We start from the raw sequence: 15,686 nt of genomic DNA on the forward strand, positions 1-15,686 counted from the left end.
TCCCCGGTCGCGCGCCCCGGTGGGTCACTGCCCGCCGGGGCGCGCGGCGTTTCGTGGGGCGTCCGCGGGCGGGGCGGTGGAGCCCCGGGGGATCAGTTCGACCGGCAGGATGGGGGCCTCGGCCGGGCGGCCGTCGAGCACGCTCATCAGGGCCCGCAGCCCGGCCTCGCCGAACTCCTCGGCGGGCAGCCGTACGGTCGTCAGTTCCGGCTCGACGGCGAGGGCCAGGGCCAGGTCGTCGAAACCGGTGACGGAGACGTCCTCGGGCACCCGCAGGCCCAGTCGGCGTACGGCTTTGCAGGCACCCGCGGCGATGATGTCGTCGTCGCAGAGCAGGGCCGTGGGACGGGGTCCGGGGACGGTCAGGGCGGTCTGGGCGGCGTGCAGGCCGGCGTCGACGTCGAGGGCGGCCGGTTGCCGGCGCAGCAGTGCGCCGGGGATGCCCTCCAGGGCTTCGGTGACGGCGCGGGCGCGGAGGTCGAAGGTCCAGGAGTCCACATCGGCGGCGAGATGGGTGATGCGGCGGTGGCCGAGGGCCGTCAGATGGCCGGTCATCTGCCGTACGCCGTCGGCGATGTCGAGGTTGACGGTGGCGGTGGCCCGGTCGTCGTCGGGGTCGCTGTCCAGCATGACCAGTGGCAGGTCCGCGTCGCGGAGCGCGGTGAGGGCTTCGGCGGCCATGGATGAGGCGATCACGCCGTCCAGGGTGGCCGCCGCGGAGTCGAAGGGGTCGCGGGCCGGGCCGATGCCCTCGGGGGAGGGGTAGAGGACCACTCCGAAGCCGTGCTCGGCGGCGACCCGGGCCGCGCCGGTGTAGACGCGGGCGAAGAATTCGCTGGTCAGGGCGGGGACGACCAGCAGGACGGTGCGGGTGCGGCCCATCCGCAGGCTGCGCGCGGCGAGGTTGGGCCGGTAGCCCAGCTCGCGGGCGGCGGTGCGGACGGCTTCGGCCTTGGCGGGGGAGACCCGGCCGCGCCATTTGTCGCCCAGGACGAGTGAGACGGTGGCCTGGGAGACGCCGGCGGCACGGGCCACGTCCCGGCTGGTCGTGCGCGCGGCGGCCGGGCGCCGGCCGGGTGTGCTGGTCTCGTTGCTGGTCACCGGGTGTTTTGCTCCTTGCGCACGGCCATTGCGGGTGGACTGAGGGTGAGGGTCATGGTACGTATAACGGCGAAGGTTATACGTAACATGTCCGGCCCGGTCCGGACGGAAATGGGGCAGGGATGGCCGCGGGATATGCGGAGCTGCTCAGAACCCGGCACGCGGCCCGGCTCCTGGCGGGGACGCTGGTCGGCAGGCTGCCGAACGCCACCGCGCCGCTGGCGGTGATCCTCTTCGTACGGGCCGAGGGCGGCAGCTACGCCCTGGCCGGTGCGCTCTCCGCGGTCTACGGCGTCTGCAACGCCCTCGGCCAGCCGCTGCTGGGCCGGGCGGTGGACCTCCACGGCCAGCCGCGGGTGATGCTGCCCGCCGCGGTGCTCTCCGCGCTCGGTATGGCGCTGCTCGCGGCGGTCGGCCTGGATGTGCCGTGGCTCGCCTACGCCGCCATGGTGATCGCCGGTTTCTTCACCCCGCCCCTGGAGGGTGGCCTGCGGGCGCTGTGGCCCGGGGTCCTCAAGCGCGCGGACCGGGTGCACGCCGCCTATGCGCTGGACGCGGTGGCGCAGGAAGTCATGTTCGCGGTGGGACCGTTGCTGGTGACGCTGTGCGTGGCGGCCTGGTCGGAGGGGGCGGCGCTGTTGGTGATCAACCTGCTCGGGGTCCTCGGGGCGCTCTCCGTCGTGGTCTCCCAACCGTCCCGGCAGTGGCGCAGCGGGCCGCGTGAGGCGCACTGGCTGGGTGCGTTGCGCTCGGCCGGGATGCTGGTGCTGATCGGGGCGTTCTTCTTCGTGGGGCTGGCGCTGGGGTCGATCGCGGTCGCGGCGGTGGCGTATGCGGAGGAGCACGGCGGGGGGATGATCTCCAGCTGGCTGCTGTCCGCGCTGGGTGTCGGCGCACTGATCGGTGGCCTCGGCTACGGCGCGCGCGAGTGGCCGGGGCGGCCGGAGAGCCGGCTGCGGCTGCTGATCGGGCTGCTGGCGCTGGGCTATCTGCCGCTGGTGCTGGTGCCGGGGGTGGCCGGGATGACGGCGTTGACCGGGGTCGCGGGGGTGTTCCTGGCGCCGGCGCTGGCCTGTGCGTTCGTGGTGGTGGACCGTCATGCGCCCCGGGGCACGGTGACGGAGGCGTTCTCCTGGCTGGTGACGACGTTCGGTGTCGGATCGGCGCTGGGTGCTTCCGTGGTGGGTCCGGCGGTGGAGAGCGGTGGCGCGGTGGCGGGTTTTGCGGTGGCCGGCGCCGGTGGGCTCGCCGCGCTGCTCGTCCTTTTGTCGACGAAGCGATTTCTCGGGGATCCCGTGCTGCGCACGGCGGGTGCGGCCCCGGCGGAAAATGATCGAAACGGGGCCGTCGAACCCGGTTTCAGAGCAGGCCGTCAGGCGTAATGTTCAGTCATGGACCGCCGCATTTTCGGGCTGGAGAACGAGTACGGCGTCACGTGCACGTTCAGGGGACAGCGCCGACTGTCGCCTGACGAAGTGGCGCGGTACCTCTTCCGCCGTGTCGTGTCATGGGGCCGCAGCAGCAATGTCTTCCTGCGGAACGGCGCCCGCCTGTACTTGGACGTGGGTTCGCACCCGGAATATGCAACTCCCGAGTGCGACAACGTGACCGAGCTGGTCACGCACGACAAGGCCGGCGAGCGCATTCTCGAAGGCCTGCTCGTCGACGCCGAGCGCCGCCTGCATGAGGAGGGAATCGCGGGCGACGTCTATCTCTTCAAGAACAACACCGATTCGGCGGGAAACTCCTACGGGTGTCACGAGAATTACCTCGTGGCCCGTCATGGTGAGTTCTCCCGGCTCGCGGACATCCTCATTCCGTTCCTCGTCACCCGTCAGCTGCTGTGTGGCGCGGGCAAGGTGCTGCAGACTCCGCGGGGCGCCGTCTACTGCGTCAGCCAGCGCGCGGAGCACATCTGGGAGGGGGTCTCCTCGGCGACGACCCGTTCCCGGCCGATCATCAATACCCGCGATGAACCGCATGCGGATGCCGAGCGCTATCGCCGGCTGCATGTCATCGTCGGTGACTCCAATATGTCCGAGACGACCATGATGCTGAAGGTCGGGGCCACCGATCTCGTCCTGCGCATGATCGAGGCGGGCACGGTCATGCGGGATCTGACGCTGGAGAACCCGATCCGGGCCATCCGTGAAGTCAGTCATGACATCACCGGGCAGCGCAAGGTGCGGCTGGCCAGCGGGCGCGAGGCATCGGCGCTCGAGGTCCAGCAGGAGTACTACGAAAAGGCCGTGGATTTCTGCGACCGCCGCGGAATCCGTACGGGCACCGTCGAGCGGGTCCTGGAGCTGTGGGGCCGTACGCTCGAGGCGATCCGGGAGGAGGAGCTCGACCGTATCTCCACCGAGATCGACTGGGTGATGAAACATCAGCTGATCGAGCGGTATCGCACAAAGAACAACATCACCATGTCCCACCCCCGGGTGGCGCAGATAGACCTCGCGTATCACGACATCCATCGCCGCCGGGGGCTTTACTACCTCCTGGAGCGGAAGGGGCAAGCGGCGCGGATCTGCAACGACTTGAAGATCTTCGAGGGCAAGTCGGTGCCGCCGCAGACCACTCGCGCCAGGCTGCGTGGTGACTTCATTCGCCGGGCGCAGGAGCAGCGCCGTGATTTCACGGTCGACTGGGTGCACCTCAAGCTGAATGACCAGGCGCAGCGGACGGTGCTGTGCAAGGACCCCTTCCGTTCGGTGGACGACCGGGTGGAGAAGCTGATCGCAGGCATGTGACCGGATTCGGGAGTATGCCGCCGCCGGTGTCGGGTCGGGGCCCTGCGTCACGCACGGTAGGGACTTTGGCCTGGTCGAGTGGTGGCGTCCCAGGCGTGTGGTGCCGGTGAAGGGGCCGGTTGGATGGGACAGTGGCGGGGTCCGTGTGACACGGGCCCGCCATTGTTGTGTGGCGTGGCTAGAGTGGATCTGTCCATTCACTGATCGCAGCCCGTTTTGAGGGATATACGTGCGCCGACGCCCCATCGCAGCCCTGATCGCCGTGCCCCTGCTTCTCGTTTCTGCAGCGGCCTGCGGCAATGACGACTCATCCGAGGCCGGCTCCGTGCCGGCGGTGAGCGGCCAGGCCGATGCCAAGCCCAAGGTCGACAAGGGTGAGGGCGACCCTCCCAAGAAGCTTCAGGTCAAGGTCCTCAAAAAGGGCGACGGGCCCGAGGTGAAGAAGGGCGAGGCCCTCAACGCCAACTACCTCGGCCAGACCTGGGACGGCAAGGCCTTCGACAACAGCTGGGACCGTGGCGCGCCGGCCACCTTCGAGATCGGCAGCGGCAAGGTCATCAAGGGCTGGGACGAGGGCCTGGTGGGTCAGAAGCTCGGCAGCCGCGTCGAGTTGGTCATCCCGCCGGACAAGGGGTACGGGCCGCAGGCGCAGCAGAACATCCCGGCCAACTCCACGCTGGTCTTCGTCGTCGATCTCAAGAAGATCATGCCGAGCAAGATCGAGGGCAAGCCGGTCGAGCAGAGCGACGCCGATCTCCCCAAGGTCGGGACCAATATCGACGACAAGGCGCCGAAGATCACCCTGCCCAAGGGCCAGGACGCGCCGAAGGACGTCAAGAGCGAGACGATCATCCAGGGCAAGGGCGCGACGATCGGCGAGAAGAGCATCGTGCGTGCCAACTACACGGTGGTCACCTGGAAGGACGGCAAGACGATCGCCGACACCTGGGCGCCGGGGCAGCCCGGGGCGCAGGATGTGCCGGTCGCGCAGCTGCCGGGGTGGAAGGAAGGCCTCAAGGGCAAGAAGGCCGGCAGCCGGGTGCTGATCGTGGTGCCCAAGAGCAAGCTGACCGCTGAGCAGCAGAAGTCCATTGGCTCCGATCTCGTGTTCTCCGTGGACGTCCTCAGCGTCAGCTGACGCCGATCTGCGAGACTGGCGTCGTAATCGTAAAGATTCGTAAGTAGGAGCACATTCGTGAGCATCGACAAGCCCGAGATCGACTTTCCTGACGGCCCCGCTCCCACCGAGCTCGAGATCGTGGACCTGACGGAGGGCGACGGGCCGGTCGCCAAGGCCGGGGACACCGTCTCCGTCCACTACGTCGGCGTGTCGTTCAGCACCGGCGAGGAGTTCGACGCGAGCTGGAACCGCGGTAAGCCGCTGCAGTTCCAGCTGGGCGCCGGCCAGGTCATCGCCGGCTGGGACCAGGGCGTGCAGGGCATGAAGGTCGGCGGCCGCCGCCGGCTGACCATCCCCGCGCACCTCGCTTACGGCGACCGCGGTGCCGGCGGCGGCCGGATCGCCCCGGGCGAGACGCTGATCTTCGTCTGCGACCTGGTCTCCGTCTGAGACCGCTGCCGGTCGCGGTGCGCGACCGCTGCTGACGTTTCCGAGGGCCCGTGCCGCGATGGCACGGGCCCTCGGGGTCTCCCCGGACGGGTAGGCCCCCGCTCCCTTCCGTCCGACGGCCCCGCCCCGCGGCGGACCAAGGGCGCGAGGGCTGACCCGTCCGGCTTTTGCCCTGACCTCCCCGAGCGGTACGGTCAACGATCGGGGAGTTCAACGAGAAAGGGCGTCGATGGCCATTGCCAAGGCCGAGCGGCTGATGAATCTGGCGCTGTGCCTGCTGGGGACGCGACGCCCGCTGACCAAGCGTGAGCTGAGGTCGTCCATCGAGGCCTATATCGAGGCGGGCAGCGACGACTCGTTCAACCGCATGTTCGAGCGCGACAAGGACGATCTGCGCGAGCTCGGCCTGGTCATCGAGACCGTCGAAGGCATCGAGGGCGATATCGGCTATCTCGCCCGCCGCGACAGCAACCGTCTCCCCCCGATCACCCTGGATGCCGAGGAGGCCGCCGCCCTCGGGCTCGCCGCGAAGATCTGGCAGCAGGCCCGGCTGGCCGGTGCCGCCAGCGGCGCACTCCAGAAACTGCGCGCGGCGGGTATGCCACTGGCCGGGGACGGTGCGGACTACGACGCCGGGCAGCCGCACAGCGCCCTGGAACCCCGTATCCCCGCTCATGAGGCCTCCTTCGAACCGTTGATGCTGGCCTGCCGGGACCGCCGCCCGGTCGTCTTCGACTACCGCAAGTCGAACGCCGCCCGACCCGAGCAGCGGCAGGTCGAACCGTGGATCCTGGAGTGCTGGCGGGGCCATTGGTATGTCGCCGGCTGGGACCGCGAACGCAAGGCGGAGCGGGTCTTCAGGCTCTCCCGGATCACCGGCAAGGTCCGTTCCCGGCAAGGGGCGTTCACCGCGCCGGTGCCCGATCACGTCACCGTCCGCGAGACCGTCGAGAGCTGGGCCGGGGAGACCGCGACCGGCACCGCCAGGATCAAGCTCCGCGCCGAGCACGGCTATCCGCTGCGCGCCCGCGCGCTCGCCGTCCGCGAGCTGGGCGGCGGCTGGGACGAGCTGGAGATCCCCAACGGCCATGGCCTCGACGCCTGGCTGGTGGAGTTCGGGCCCGATGTGGTCGTACTGGAACCCGCGGAACTGCGCGCCGAGGTCATCGACCGGCTGCGTGCCGTGGCCAAGGGCTGAGAGGGATACGAGACCCATGGCGACGAACGCGATCGACCAGACCCGCCGGATGCTGTCCCTGGTGACCTATCTGCGGGAGCGGCCCGGCGCCCGCGTCGGTGATGTCGCCCGCGCCTTCGGCATCACCGAGGACGAGCTGATCGCCGATCTCGACATCCTGCCGATGTGCGGGACGAGCTTCCGTGGCGGCGACCTCCTGGACATCGACACCGACGGCGACCGCATCTGGTGGCACAACCCCGACGATGTCGCCGAGCCGCTGCGGCTGGCCGCCGACGAGGCGACGGCGCTGCTGGTCGCGGCACGGGCCGTGGCAACCCTGCCCGGGCTGCGCGAGGGCGACCGGCAGGCGCTGCTGCGGGCCACCGCCAAGCTGGAGGCGGCGGCCGGAGAGGCGGCCGGCGCCAGCGCCCGGCTGTCGGTGACCTTCGAGTCCGAGGGCGGGGTCTTCGCCGACGTGGACCGTGCCATCGCCGAGCGGCGGCGGCTGTGGCTGCGCTACTACTCCCCGGCCCGCGACGAGCTGACCGAACGTGAGGTCGACCCGATCCGGCTGTTCGCCGTCGGCCACACCTATATGGAGGCGTGGTGCCGGCTCTCCGAGGCCCGGCGTACCTTCCGGCTCGACCGGGTCGCGGAGATCAAGCTGCTGGACGCCCCCGCCGACCCGCCGCCGGTCGAGCTGCGCGACCTGTCGGAGGGACTGGTACAGCCCGCGGCCGAGGACCCCGAGGTGTCCATCGAGGTCGGGCCCGGCGGCCGCTGGGTCGCCGAGTACTACCCGCACGACAGCGCCGAAGAGCTCCCCGACGGCGGACTGCGCATCACGCTGCGCACCCCCGATCCGGCCTCGCTGCGGCGGCTGGCGCTGCGCCTGGGCCGGGACGGCCGGATCGTGGCGCCGCAGGAGCTCGCGGACAGTGCGCGGCAGGCCGCCGACCAGGCGCTCGCGGCGTACGGCGAGTGAAGGCGGCGCACCGGGCGGGGCACCGCCCTGCGCAGGGAGCCGGAGGCGGCAGCGAAGGATGACGACCACGATGGTGACCACCACCCTGGCGGGCATGACCGCGCCGGTGCTCTTCAAAGCGGCCTGCCCGGACTGCCGGGGCCGCTTCGAGCTGGCCTCGGACGCCTTCCGGCTGGCGATCGGCGCCAGCAGCCGCACCACCTTCTACTCCTTCACCTGCCCCGACTGCCGCCGCGCGGTGCGCAAACCGGCCGGTGAGCGGATCGTCGAGCTGCTCACCGGCGGCGGGGTCCGCACGCTGCGGCTGCACACGGGCTGACCGATAGGCTCGCCCCATGCTCTGGCCCATGATCGCAATCGCCCTCGGCTTCGCCGGGATCGCCGTGCTCGGTGTCCTGGCCGTCCGCGTCTTCGCCGAGGTGCGAAGGCTCGCCCGCCAGGTCGGAGCGAGTTCGGAGCGGATCCAGCGGGCCGCTGAGGATCTGGAGCGGGCGGCCGTTCCGCTCGCGTCCCGGATGCACGAGACCGGCAGGGACTGAAGGCGTAGCCCAGGGCGCCGGCCCTCTGCTGCTGGGGTGGGCGGAGAGGTACGCTGCATCAGCGGTTCAGACAGCGCGGCGGTCGAGGCAATCGCGAGTATGTGAGGGGATTGCCTGGCGTTCACCACCGAACGTTACGATCGCTAGTGCACCAGGACGCCAGTCGGACCCCTATCGGCAGGCACCACAGCAGACGCCGCCCCGGCGAGAAGGTAGTCGCAGATGCTCAGCAACCTGAGGGCCCCCGAGATCATCCTGATCCTCGTCGTGATTGTGCTGCTCTTCGGCGCGAAGAAACTTCCGGACATGGCGCGGTCGCTCGGCAAGTCGGCCCGCATCCTCAAGAGCGAGGCCAAGGCGATGAAGAAGGAGGGCGACACCGACGGCGGTGCCACGACCGGCACCACGTCCGAGGCGCCCGCCGACGCCGCACAGCAGGCTCCTCGGACGATTTCGGCAGCTCCCGGCGATGTGAGCAGCTCGCGCCCGGTGGCCGAGCCGCACCGCACCAACCAGAGCTGAGCCGAGCCGAACCGATCCAGCCGCACCGATCCGTTTCGGGACAGGCTGACGCACGAGACGAGGACGTGGGTTGCCCAAGTCTGCCCGCAAGCAGGAGAAGGACCCCGAGGGGCGGATGCCGCTCGCCGCGCATCTGCGTGAGCTGCGCAACCGGCTGCTGAAGTCGGTGCTGGCGATGGGTGTGGTCACCCTCATCGCGATGTGGCAGTACGACGCCATCGCCCATTTCATCACGGGGCCGGTGATCCAGATGGTCGGCTGTCCCCGCGGTACCACGGTCACCACCCCTCGCGATCACCCGTGTGCGCAGGTCGTGGCGAACGGCCTGCTGGCGCCGTTCACCATCCTGCTCAAGCTGTCTCTCACGACAGGGGTCGTCGGTGCCAGCCCGGTCTGGCTCTACCAGCTCTGGGCCTTCCTCGCGCCAGGTCTGCACAGGAACGAGAAGAAGTACGCGCTGAGCTTCGTCGGCGCCGGAGTACCGCTCTTCCTCGCCGGCGCCTACCTTGCCTACGCGGTGCTGCCGACCACGGCCGGTGCGCTGGTCGGCCTGACACCTGAGGACTGGGCCAACTTCTTCCCGGCCGACGATTTCTTCGACATCGTCACGCGCATGATCGTGGTCTTCGGTCTTGCCTTCGAGCTGCCGCTCCTCCTGGTGCTGCTCAACTTCGGCGGGGTGCTGACCGGCCGCCGGATCCTGAGCTGGTGGCGGTTCATGGTGCTGGGCATCACGGTCTTCGCGGCCATCGCCACCCCGACCGGTGACCCGCTGACCATGGGGGTGCTGGCCGTTCCGATCGTGGTGCTGTACTTCGGTGCCGTCGGCATCTGCCTGTTCAACGACCGCCGCCGCAAGCTGGGCAACCCGGACGCGGACCTGAGCGACGACGAGGCATCGGAGCTGGACCTGAAGCCGTCCGCGGTCGGGGAGGTCGAGTCGGTCGCCTCCGGCCGGATGCTGCCGGAGCAGGCGAGCGGCGAGGCGGAGAGCGGCGACACGGGCCGGCGCGGAGGATTCGACGACGTGACGTGACCGGCGGACGGCCGCGCGCCGGGCGCCCGTTGCGGTGGCCGGGAGCGGTGACGCACCAAGAAGGCGGGCCCCATCGGATCTCCGATGGGGCCCGCCTTCTTTCGCGGTCGGGCGGAGTCAGCAGCGACCGCCCTTGGCCGCCGCGAAGCTCATCGGCTCGTTCCAAAGGACGGTGTGACCGCCGCTGTTGGCGTTGACGTTGGCGCACCACTTGTTGTGGAACAGCGCGTTCGTCGTGCCCGCGATCGCAGACTTCTTGCCGCAGTTGTTGTGGTAGTACACCGTGTACGTCGCGGTGCCTTCGGCCCACGAATAGCTGAAGCAGCCGACCGTTCCGCGGTGCGTACTCTGCGCGCTCAGCTCCGTGGCGCTCGCCGGGCCTGCGGTGCTCAGTGCGAGGAAGGCGGCGGCCGCCGCGGCTATGCCGACGTGAGCTTGTTGAGACGCATGGTTCCCCCTCTTGACCACGCAGGCCCCCCGGCCCCGTGGTGGCAAACGAAAGGACAGGTCACCCCGCAGGGGGCGGAACCTGTCGATTTGGTCATGGTCATGATATCGCGCCTCATGAAAGCCAGGTCAAGAATGTTTCGTTCGGGGAGGTGCCTCCGCGGGTAAAGGGCCGCCATAAAGATCCGGTCGTTGTCAGTGGTGGCCGGTAGGCTCGTAAGCACGATGACCGAGGACATGTCCCCTGCTGAGCGCTATGCCGCCGCCAAGCTCCGGGCGGCCGAGCAGGCCACCGCACTCGCCCCTTTCCGAGAGATGTACGACTTCGGCCTGGATCAGTTCCAGGTCGAGGCGTGCCAGGCCCTGGAGGCCGGCAAGGGCGTGCTGGTCGCGGCCCCTACCGGATCCGGAAAGACGATCGTCGGCGAATTCGCCGTCCACCTGGCCCTGGAGCAGGGCCGAAAATGCTTCTACACCACGCCCATCAAGGCGCTGTCCAACCAGAAGTACCAGGATCTGGTCAAGCGTTACGGCGCCGAGAAGGTCGGTCTGCTGACCGGCGACAACAGCGTCAACTCCGAGGCCCCGGTGGTCGTCATGACCACCGAAGTGCTGCGCAACATGCTCTATGCCGGCTCCCGGTCGCTGGTCGGCCTCGGCTATGTGGTCATGGACGAGGTGCACTACCTCTCCGACCGCTTCCGTGGCGCCGTCTGGGAAGAGGTGATCATCCACCTTCCCGAATCGGTGACGCTGGTGTCACTGTCGGCGACTGTTTCCAATGCCGAGGAGTTCGGCGACTGGCTGGACACGGTCCGTGGTGACACGGCCGTGATCGTCTCCGAGCACCGCCCGGTGCCGCTGTGGCAGCACGTCCTCGCGGGCCGCCGGATATACGACCTGTTCGAGGAGCGGGACGGGCAGAGCGGCGGCCGCCGCGAGGTCAATCCCGATCTGGAACGACTGGCGCGGATGGAGAACAGCCGGCCGACGTTCGGCCGGGACAAGCGCCGGGGCCGCAATCTGCGCGAGGCGGACCGTGAGCGTGAGCGGCGCCAGCGTGCCCGGATCTGGACGCCCAGCCGGCCCGAGGTCATCGACCGCCTCGACAACGAGGGCCTGCTGCCCGCGATCACCTTCATCTTCAGCCGCGCCGGCTGCGAGTCCGCCGTCCAGCAGTGCCTGTATTCGGGCCTGCGGCTCAACGACCAGGAGGGCCGCGAGGAGGTCCGTCGCATAGTGGAGGCGCGGACGGCCGGCATCCCGGACGACGACCTCCATGTGCTGGGCTACTTCGAGTGGTTGGAGGGCCTGGAACGGGGCATCGCGGCGCACCACGCCGGCATGCTGCCGACGTTCAAGGAGGTCGTCGAGGAGCTGTTCGTCAAGGGCCTGGTCAAGGCCGTCTTCGCCACCGAGACGCTGGCGCTGGGCATCAACATGCCCGCGCGTTCCGTGGTGTTGGAAAAGCTCGTGAAGTGGAACGGCGAGCAGCATGCCGACATCACCCCCGGCGAGTACACCCAGCTGACCGGCCGCGCCGGGCGCCGCGGGATCGACATCGAGGGCCACGCGGTGGTGCTGTGGCAGCGGGGGATGAACCCGGGCGCGCTGGCCGGGCTCGCCGGGACGCGGACGTATCCGCTGCGGTCCTCCTTCAAGCCGTCGTACAACATGGCGGTCAACCTCGTCTCGCAGTTCGGCAGGCACCGTTCGCGGGAGCTGCTGGAGATGTCCTTCGCGCAGTTCCAGGCCGACAAGTCGGTGGTCGGGATCACGCGGCAGGTGCAGAAGAACGAGGAGGGGCTGGAGGGCTACCGCGGCTCGATGACCTGTCACCTCGGCGACTTCGAGGAGTACTCCCGGCTGCGGCGGGAGCTGAAGGACCGGGAGACGGAGCTGGCCAAGCAGGGCGCGGCACAGCGGAGGGTGGCGGCTGCGGCGGCGCTGGAGAAGCTGAAACCCGGCGATGTCATCCATGTGCCGACCGGCAAATACGCGGGCCTGGCGCTGGTCCTCGACCCCGGGATGCCCTCGGGGCGGACCAACGGCCATCGTGGCTTCGATGCGCAGGACGGCCCGCGTCCGCTGGTGCTGACCGCCGAGCGGCAGGTCAAGCGGCTGGCGTCGATGGACTTCCCGGTGCCGGTCGAGGCGCTGGACCGGATGCGGATCCCCAAGTCCTTCAACGCCCGCAGCCCGCAGTCGCGCCGCGATCTGGCGTCCGCGCTGCGGACGAAGGCCGGTCATGTCGTGCCGTCGCGGCACCGCAAGCCGCGCGCGGAGGCGGCCGACGACCGGGAGATCGCCCGGCTGCGTACGGAGATCCGGGCGCACCCCTGCCATGGCTGTGCCGAGCGCGAGGACCACGCCCGGTGGGCGGAGCGCTACCACCGACTGCAGCGGGACACCCGCCAGCTGGAGCGCCGGATCGAGGGGCGGACGAACACCATCGCCCGTACCTTCGACCGGATCTGCGCCCTGCTGACGGAGCTGGACTACCTCGAAGGCGACACGGTCACCGACGAGGGCCGCCGCCTGGCCCGGCTCTACGGCGAGCTGGATCTGCTGGCGAGCGAATGTCTGCGCGAGGGCGTGTGGGAGGGCCTGGGCCCGGCGGAGCTGGCGGCCTGCGCCTCGGCGCTGGTGTACGAGGCGCGGCAGGCGGACGATGCGGTGGCACCCAAGCTGCCGGCCGGCAAGGCCAGGGACGCACTGGGCGAGATGGTCCGCATCTGGGGCCGGCTGGACGCCCTGGAGGAGGACCACAAGATCAACCAGGCGGAGGGCGTCGGCCAGCGCGAGCCGGACCTTGGTTTCGCCTGGGCCGCGTACCGCTGGGCCTCCGGCTTCGGCCTCGACGAGGTCCTCCGGGAGGCGGAGATGCCCGCCGGCGACTTCGTCCGCTGGTGCAAGCAGCTGATCGATGTCCTCGGCCAGATCGCCGTGGCGGCCCCGCCCGGCGGCACGGTGGCGCGTACCGCCCGCAAGGCCATGGACGGTGTGCTGCGCGGCGTGGTGGCGTACTCGTCGGTGGGCTGAGCGGCAGGGCCGGTACCGGCCCGGCAGTGCGACGGCGCCGCACCCCCGTTCGGCGGGGTGCGGCGCCGGCTGCTGTCGGGACGGGGACGGACGCAGATGTCTGTGCCGTCATCAATTCCTGGCGCGAGGCGATGAGTTCGCGGCGGACCGGACGGCCGGGTGCGGCCGCCGGGGTGGTGGGAAGGATGCCGCCATGTGTGCCACAAGGAACGAGGGCGCCGCGGCCGTGCGGCGCTTCGGAAAACTCATCAGGCTGCGCCCGGAACACCGCGAGGAGTATCTGCGGCTGCATGCGGAGGTCTGGCCGGAGGTCCTGGCGATGATCACCGCCTGCCATCTGCGCAACTACTCGATCTTCCTTGAGGGCGAGGTGCTGTTCTCCTATGCCGAGTACGTCGGTGAGGACTACGCCGCCGATATGGCGAGGATGGCCGCCGATCCCGTGACCCGGCGGTGGTGGCAGCTCACCGATCCCTGCCAGGAGCAGACCGACGGCGCCGTACCGGGGGAGTGGTGGACTCCGATGCGGGAGGTCTTCCACCACGACTGAGCCGGGCCGGCGCCGCGGACGGGCGGGGTCAGGAGGCTGTTGCTGCGGCGGGCTCCTGCTCCGCCTCGACCTGCTGGTTCCAGTCGCGCTTGGCGGCCTGCCAGCCGTCCTCGTCGTGGCCGGTGCGCCAGTAGCCGGAGAGGGACAGGGCCTCACGCGGGATCGCGCGCTCGACGCGGAGCAGGTGGCGCAGCTCCTTCACGAACCCGGCCTCGCCGTGCACGAAAGCCTGGACCTGACCGGCCGGGAACTCCAGTGCCCGCACGGCGGCGACCAGTTCACGGCCGACCGGCGTGGCACCGCGGTACAGCCAGCTGACCCGGGCGCCGGACGGTACCTCCAGTTCCTGGCGCTCCTCAGGGCCCGCCACCTCGATGAAGGCGTGCACCGGCACACCCGCGGGCATCCGGGCCAGGGAGGCCGCGATGGCGGGCAGGGCGCTCTCGTCACCTGCCAGCAGATGCCAGTCGGCCCCGGACTCGGGGACGTAGGCGCCGCCCGGGCCGAGAAGGTGGATCTCCTCGCCCGGCTTCACCGCGGCCGCCCACGGTCCGGCCAGGCCCTCGTCGCCGTGCACCACGAAGTCCACGGTCAGCTCGCGGGTTTCGGCATCCCAGGCGCGGACGGTGTAGGTACGGGTGCTGGGCCACTGGTGGCGCGGGAAGTCGGCGCGGATCTGCGCGATGTCGAACGGCTCGGGGTAGTGCACGCCGGGCAGCGGAAAGACCAGCTTCACGTAATGGTCGGAGTACTCGCCCGCCGTGAATTCCGCCAGCCCTTCACCGCCCAGCACCACCCGGACCATGTGCGGGGTGAGCTGCTCGGTGCGCTGTACCCGGGCGCGGTGCAGGGTGGGCTTCTTGCGGGACGGACGCTCTGCTGCCACGGCAATCTCCCCTGATGCAATATTATTAGGTATACCTAACCTAACAGGTCATCGGCTGAGGGTGAGCAGCAGGCGCTGCAGGGCCCCGCCGAGGCCCCATTGGGCGGCCAGTGCCTCCAGGCGCTCGGGGTCGGCCGGTTCGGCCGGCAGGGTGTGGTCGAGGGCGGGGACGGGCACGTCGGTGGCCACCTTCACGACCTTGGGGGCGACGGCGACATAGGGGCGGGCCTCCAGCAGCCGCTTGCGCTGGGCGGGGGTCACCTTCGAGGCGGGATCGTCGGCGGCGGCCATGATGCCCGCCAGGTCGCCGTAGGCGTCCAGCAGTTTGGCGGCGGTCTTCTCGCCGATCCCCGGTACGCCGGGCAGGCCGTCGCTGGGGTCGCCGCGCAGCAGGGCCAGATCGGCGTAACCGGGGCCGTCCACACCGTACTTCTCGCGCAGCAGGGCCTCGTCGGTGATCTGGAGGGTGCCGACGCCCTTGAGCGGATACAGGATGCGGATGCCGCTCCGGTCGTCGACGAGCTGGAAGAGGTCGCGGTCGCCGGTGACGATGTCCACCGGACCCTTCGCCTGTGCGGTCAGGGTGCCGATGACGTCGTCGGCCTCGTAGCCGGCCGCACCGATGCGGGCGATGCCCAGGGCGTCCAGGACGTCCTCGATGACCGGGACCTGGGGCGAGAGGGTGTCGGGGATCTCCTCCTCGTCGGGCTCCACGGAGCCGGCCGGGGCCTCCTCGGCGACCCGGTGCGCCTTGTACGAGGGGATCAGGTCGACCCGCCACTGGGGGCGCCAGTCGAAGTCCATGCAGGCGACCAGGTCATCGGGGTGGTGGTCCTGGACGAGGCGGGCGATGAAGTCCAGCAGGCCGCGCACCGCGTTCACCGGGGTGCCGTCCGGGGCCTTGACTGATTCCGGTACCCCGAAATAGGCGCGGAAGTAGAGAGAGGCGGTATCGAGGAGCATCAGGCGTCGAGTCACATCCCGCATCTTGCCGTATGCCCCATACGTCACGCGGATGTGAGGTGAATCACTGCTTTGTTTGAGCCAGATAAAGAAGGGCAGGCGCGCAGCCGGA

General features: G+C 69.9%; 16 protein-coding genes. 12 read left to right on the forward strand and 4 right to left on the reverse strand.

Features of this window, described 5'->3' with window-relative positions; genetic code table 11:
- Positions 1 to 24: 24 nt before the first annotated feature.
- The gene (locus ACF088_RS22055; protein ID WP_392377475.1) at positions 25 to 1,101 is read right to left on the reverse strand and encodes a LacI family DNA-binding transcriptional regulator; all 1,077 of its coding nucleotides are present in this window, start codon (positions 1,099 to 1,101) and stop codon (positions 25 to 27) included.
- A gap of 122 nt (positions 1,102 to 1,223) precedes the next feature.
- Here ACF088_RS22055 and ACF088_RS22060 point away from each other — a divergent pair, with 122 nt between their 5' ends.
- The 10 genes from ACF088_RS22060 to tatC all read left to right on the forward strand — a co-directional run bounded on the left by ACF088_RS22060 (position 1,224) and on the right by tatC (position 9,686).
- Positions 1,224 to 2,483, forward strand: coding sequence for an MFS transporter (locus ACF088_RS22060; RefSeq protein WP_392377476.1), 1,260 nt, complete (start codon positions 1,224 to 1,226; stop codon positions 2,481 to 2,483).
- Between the two features lie 9 nt (positions 2,484 to 2,492).
- Positions 2,493 to 3,854: a Pup--protein ligase gene (gene pafA, locus ACF088_RS22065; RefSeq protein WP_129297219.1), complete on the forward strand. Its 1,362-nt coding sequence runs from the start codon at positions 2,493 to 2,495 to the stop codon at positions 3,852 to 3,854.
- A 229-nt stretch (positions 3,855 to 4,083) separates the two neighbouring features.
- Positions 4,084 to 4,992, forward strand: a complete 909-nt coding sequence (locus tag ACF088_RS22070) for an FKBP-type peptidyl-prolyl cis-trans isomerase (protein WP_392377477.1) — start codon at positions 4,084 to 4,086, stop codon at positions 4,990 to 4,992.
- A 57-nt stretch (positions 4,993 to 5,049) separates the two neighbouring features.
- Positions 5,050 to 5,424, forward strand: a complete 375-nt coding sequence (locus ACF088_RS22075) for an FKBP-type peptidyl-prolyl cis-trans isomerase (protein WP_392377478.1) — start codon at positions 5,050 to 5,052, stop codon at positions 5,422 to 5,424.
- 229 nt (positions 5,425 to 5,653) lie between these two features.
- Positions 5,654 to 6,622 carry a helix-turn-helix transcriptional regulator gene (locus ACF088_RS22080; RefSeq protein WP_392377479.1) on the forward strand — a complete coding sequence of 323 codons (969 nt, stop codon included), beginning with the start codon at positions 5,654 to 5,656 and terminating at the stop codon, positions 6,620 to 6,622.
- Positions 6,623 to 6,638: 16 nt separating this feature from the next.
- A complete protein-coding gene (locus tag ACF088_RS22085) occupies positions 6,639 to 7,589 on the forward strand; it encodes a WYL domain-containing protein (RefSeq protein WP_328388332.1) in 951 nt (316 codons plus the stop codon).
- A gap of 58 nt (positions 7,590 to 7,647) precedes the next feature.
- Positions 7,648 to 7,908, forward strand: a complete 261-nt coding sequence (locus ACF088_RS22090; protein ID WP_392377480.1) for a hypothetical protein — start codon at positions 7,648 to 7,650, stop codon at positions 7,906 to 7,908.
- Between the two features lie 16 nt (positions 7,909 to 7,924).
- The gene (locus ACF088_RS22095; RefSeq protein WP_392377481.1) at positions 7,925 to 8,128 is read left to right on the forward strand and encodes a hypothetical protein; all 204 of its coding nucleotides are present in this window, start codon (positions 7,925 to 7,927) and stop codon (positions 8,126 to 8,128) included.
- 222 nt (positions 8,129 to 8,350) lie between these two features.
- Positions 8,351 to 8,650 carry a Sec-independent protein translocase subunit TatA gene (gene tatA, locus ACF088_RS22100; protein ID WP_392377482.1) on the forward strand — a complete coding sequence of 100 codons (300 nt, stop codon included), beginning with the start codon at positions 8,351 to 8,353 and terminating at the stop codon, positions 8,648 to 8,650.
- A gap of 70 nt (positions 8,651 to 8,720) precedes the next feature.
- Positions 8,721 to 9,686: a twin-arginine translocase subunit TatC gene (gene tatC, locus ACF088_RS22105; protein ID WP_392377483.1), complete on the forward strand. Its 966-nt coding sequence runs from the start codon at positions 8,721 to 8,723 to the stop codon at positions 9,684 to 9,686.
- Between the two features lie 117 nt (positions 9,687 to 9,803).
- Here tatC and ACF088_RS22110 read toward each other — a convergent pair whose 3' ends face one another.
- Positions 9,804 to 10,154, reverse strand: a complete 351-nt coding sequence (locus ACF088_RS22110) for a hypothetical protein (protein WP_392377484.1) — start codon at positions 10,152 to 10,154, stop codon at positions 9,804 to 9,806.
- Positions 10,155 to 10,358: 204 nt separating this feature from the next.
- Between ACF088_RS22110 and ACF088_RS22115 the strand changes: the two genes are divergently transcribed.
- Together ACF088_RS22115 and ACF088_RS22120 are read left to right on the forward strand one after the other, a co-directional pair.
- Positions 10,359 to 13,175 carry a DEAD/DEAH box helicase gene (locus ACF088_RS22115; RefSeq protein ID WP_392377485.1) on the forward strand — a complete coding sequence of 939 codons (2,817 nt, stop codon included), beginning with the start codon at positions 10,359 to 10,361 and terminating at the stop codon, positions 13,173 to 13,175.
- Between the two features lie 193 nt (positions 13,176 to 13,368).
- Positions 13,369 to 13,725, forward strand: coding sequence for an L-rhamnose mutarotase (locus tag ACF088_RS22120; protein ID WP_392377486.1), 357 nt, complete (start codon positions 13,369 to 13,371; stop codon positions 13,723 to 13,725).
- A gap of 28 nt (positions 13,726 to 13,753) precedes the next feature.
- Here ACF088_RS22120 and ACF088_RS22125 read toward each other — a convergent pair whose 3' ends face one another.
- Both ACF088_RS22125 and ACF088_RS22130 read right to left on the reverse strand, forming a co-directional pair.
- Positions 13,754 to 14,611 (reverse strand): siderophore-interacting protein, encoded by an 858-nt coding sequence (locus ACF088_RS22125; protein ID WP_392377487.1) that lies wholly within the window; start codon positions 14,609 to 14,611, stop codon positions 13,754 to 13,756.
- A 48-nt stretch (positions 14,612 to 14,659) separates the two neighbouring features.
- Positions 14,660 to 15,574 (reverse strand): 5'-3' exonuclease H3TH domain-containing protein, encoded by a 915-nt coding sequence (locus tag ACF088_RS22130; protein WP_392377605.1) that lies wholly within the window; start codon positions 15,572 to 15,574, stop codon positions 14,660 to 14,662.
- Positions 15,575 to 15,686 lie beyond the last annotated feature (112 nt).

The sequence above is a fragment of the Streptomyces sp. NPDC015125 genome, assembly GCF_043080045.1.
Classification (GTDB): domain Bacteria; phylum Actinomycetota; class Actinomycetes; order Streptomycetales; family Streptomycetaceae; genus Streptomyces.

Bases quoted from the DNA above. Each gene is read 5' to 3' on its own strand.
- ACF088_RS22060 (WP_392377476.1), top strand. From the start codon at position 1,224: ATGGCCGCGGGATATGCGGAGCTGCTCAGAACCCGGCACGCGGCCCGG.
- pafA (WP_129297219.1), top strand. From the start codon at position 2,493: ATGGACCGCCGCATTTTCGGGCTGGAGAACGAGTACGGCGTCACGTGC.
- ACF088_RS22080 (WP_392377479.1), top strand. From the start codon at position 5,654: ATGGCCATTGCCAAGGCCGAGCGGCTGATGAATCTGGCGCTGTGCCTG.
- ACF088_RS22085 (WP_328388332.1), top strand. From the start codon at position 6,639: ATGGCGACGAACGCGATCGACCAGACCCGCCGGATGCTGTCCCTGGTG.
- ACF088_RS22090 (WP_392377480.1), top strand. From the start codon at position 7,648: ATGACGACCACGATGGTGACCACCACCCTGGCGGGCATGACCGCGCCG.
- ACF088_RS22095 (WP_392377481.1), top strand. From the start codon at position 7,925: ATGCTCTGGCCCATGATCGCAATCGCCCTCGGCTTCGCCGGGATCGCC.
- tatA (WP_392377482.1), top strand. From the start codon at position 8,351: ATGCTCAGCAACCTGAGGGCCCCCGAGATCATCCTGATCCTCGTCGTG.
- ACF088_RS22115 (WP_392377485.1), top strand. From the start codon at position 10,359: ATGACCGAGGACATGTCCCCTGCTGAGCGCTATGCCGCCGCCAAGCTC.
- ACF088_RS22120 (WP_392377486.1), top strand. From the start codon at position 13,369: ATGTGTGCCACAAGGAACGAGGGCGCCGCGGCCGTGCGGCGCTTCGGA.
- ACF088_RS22130 (WP_392377605.1), bottom strand. From the start codon at position 15,574: ATGCTCCTCGATACCGCCTCTCTCTACTTCCGCGCCTATTTCGGGGTA.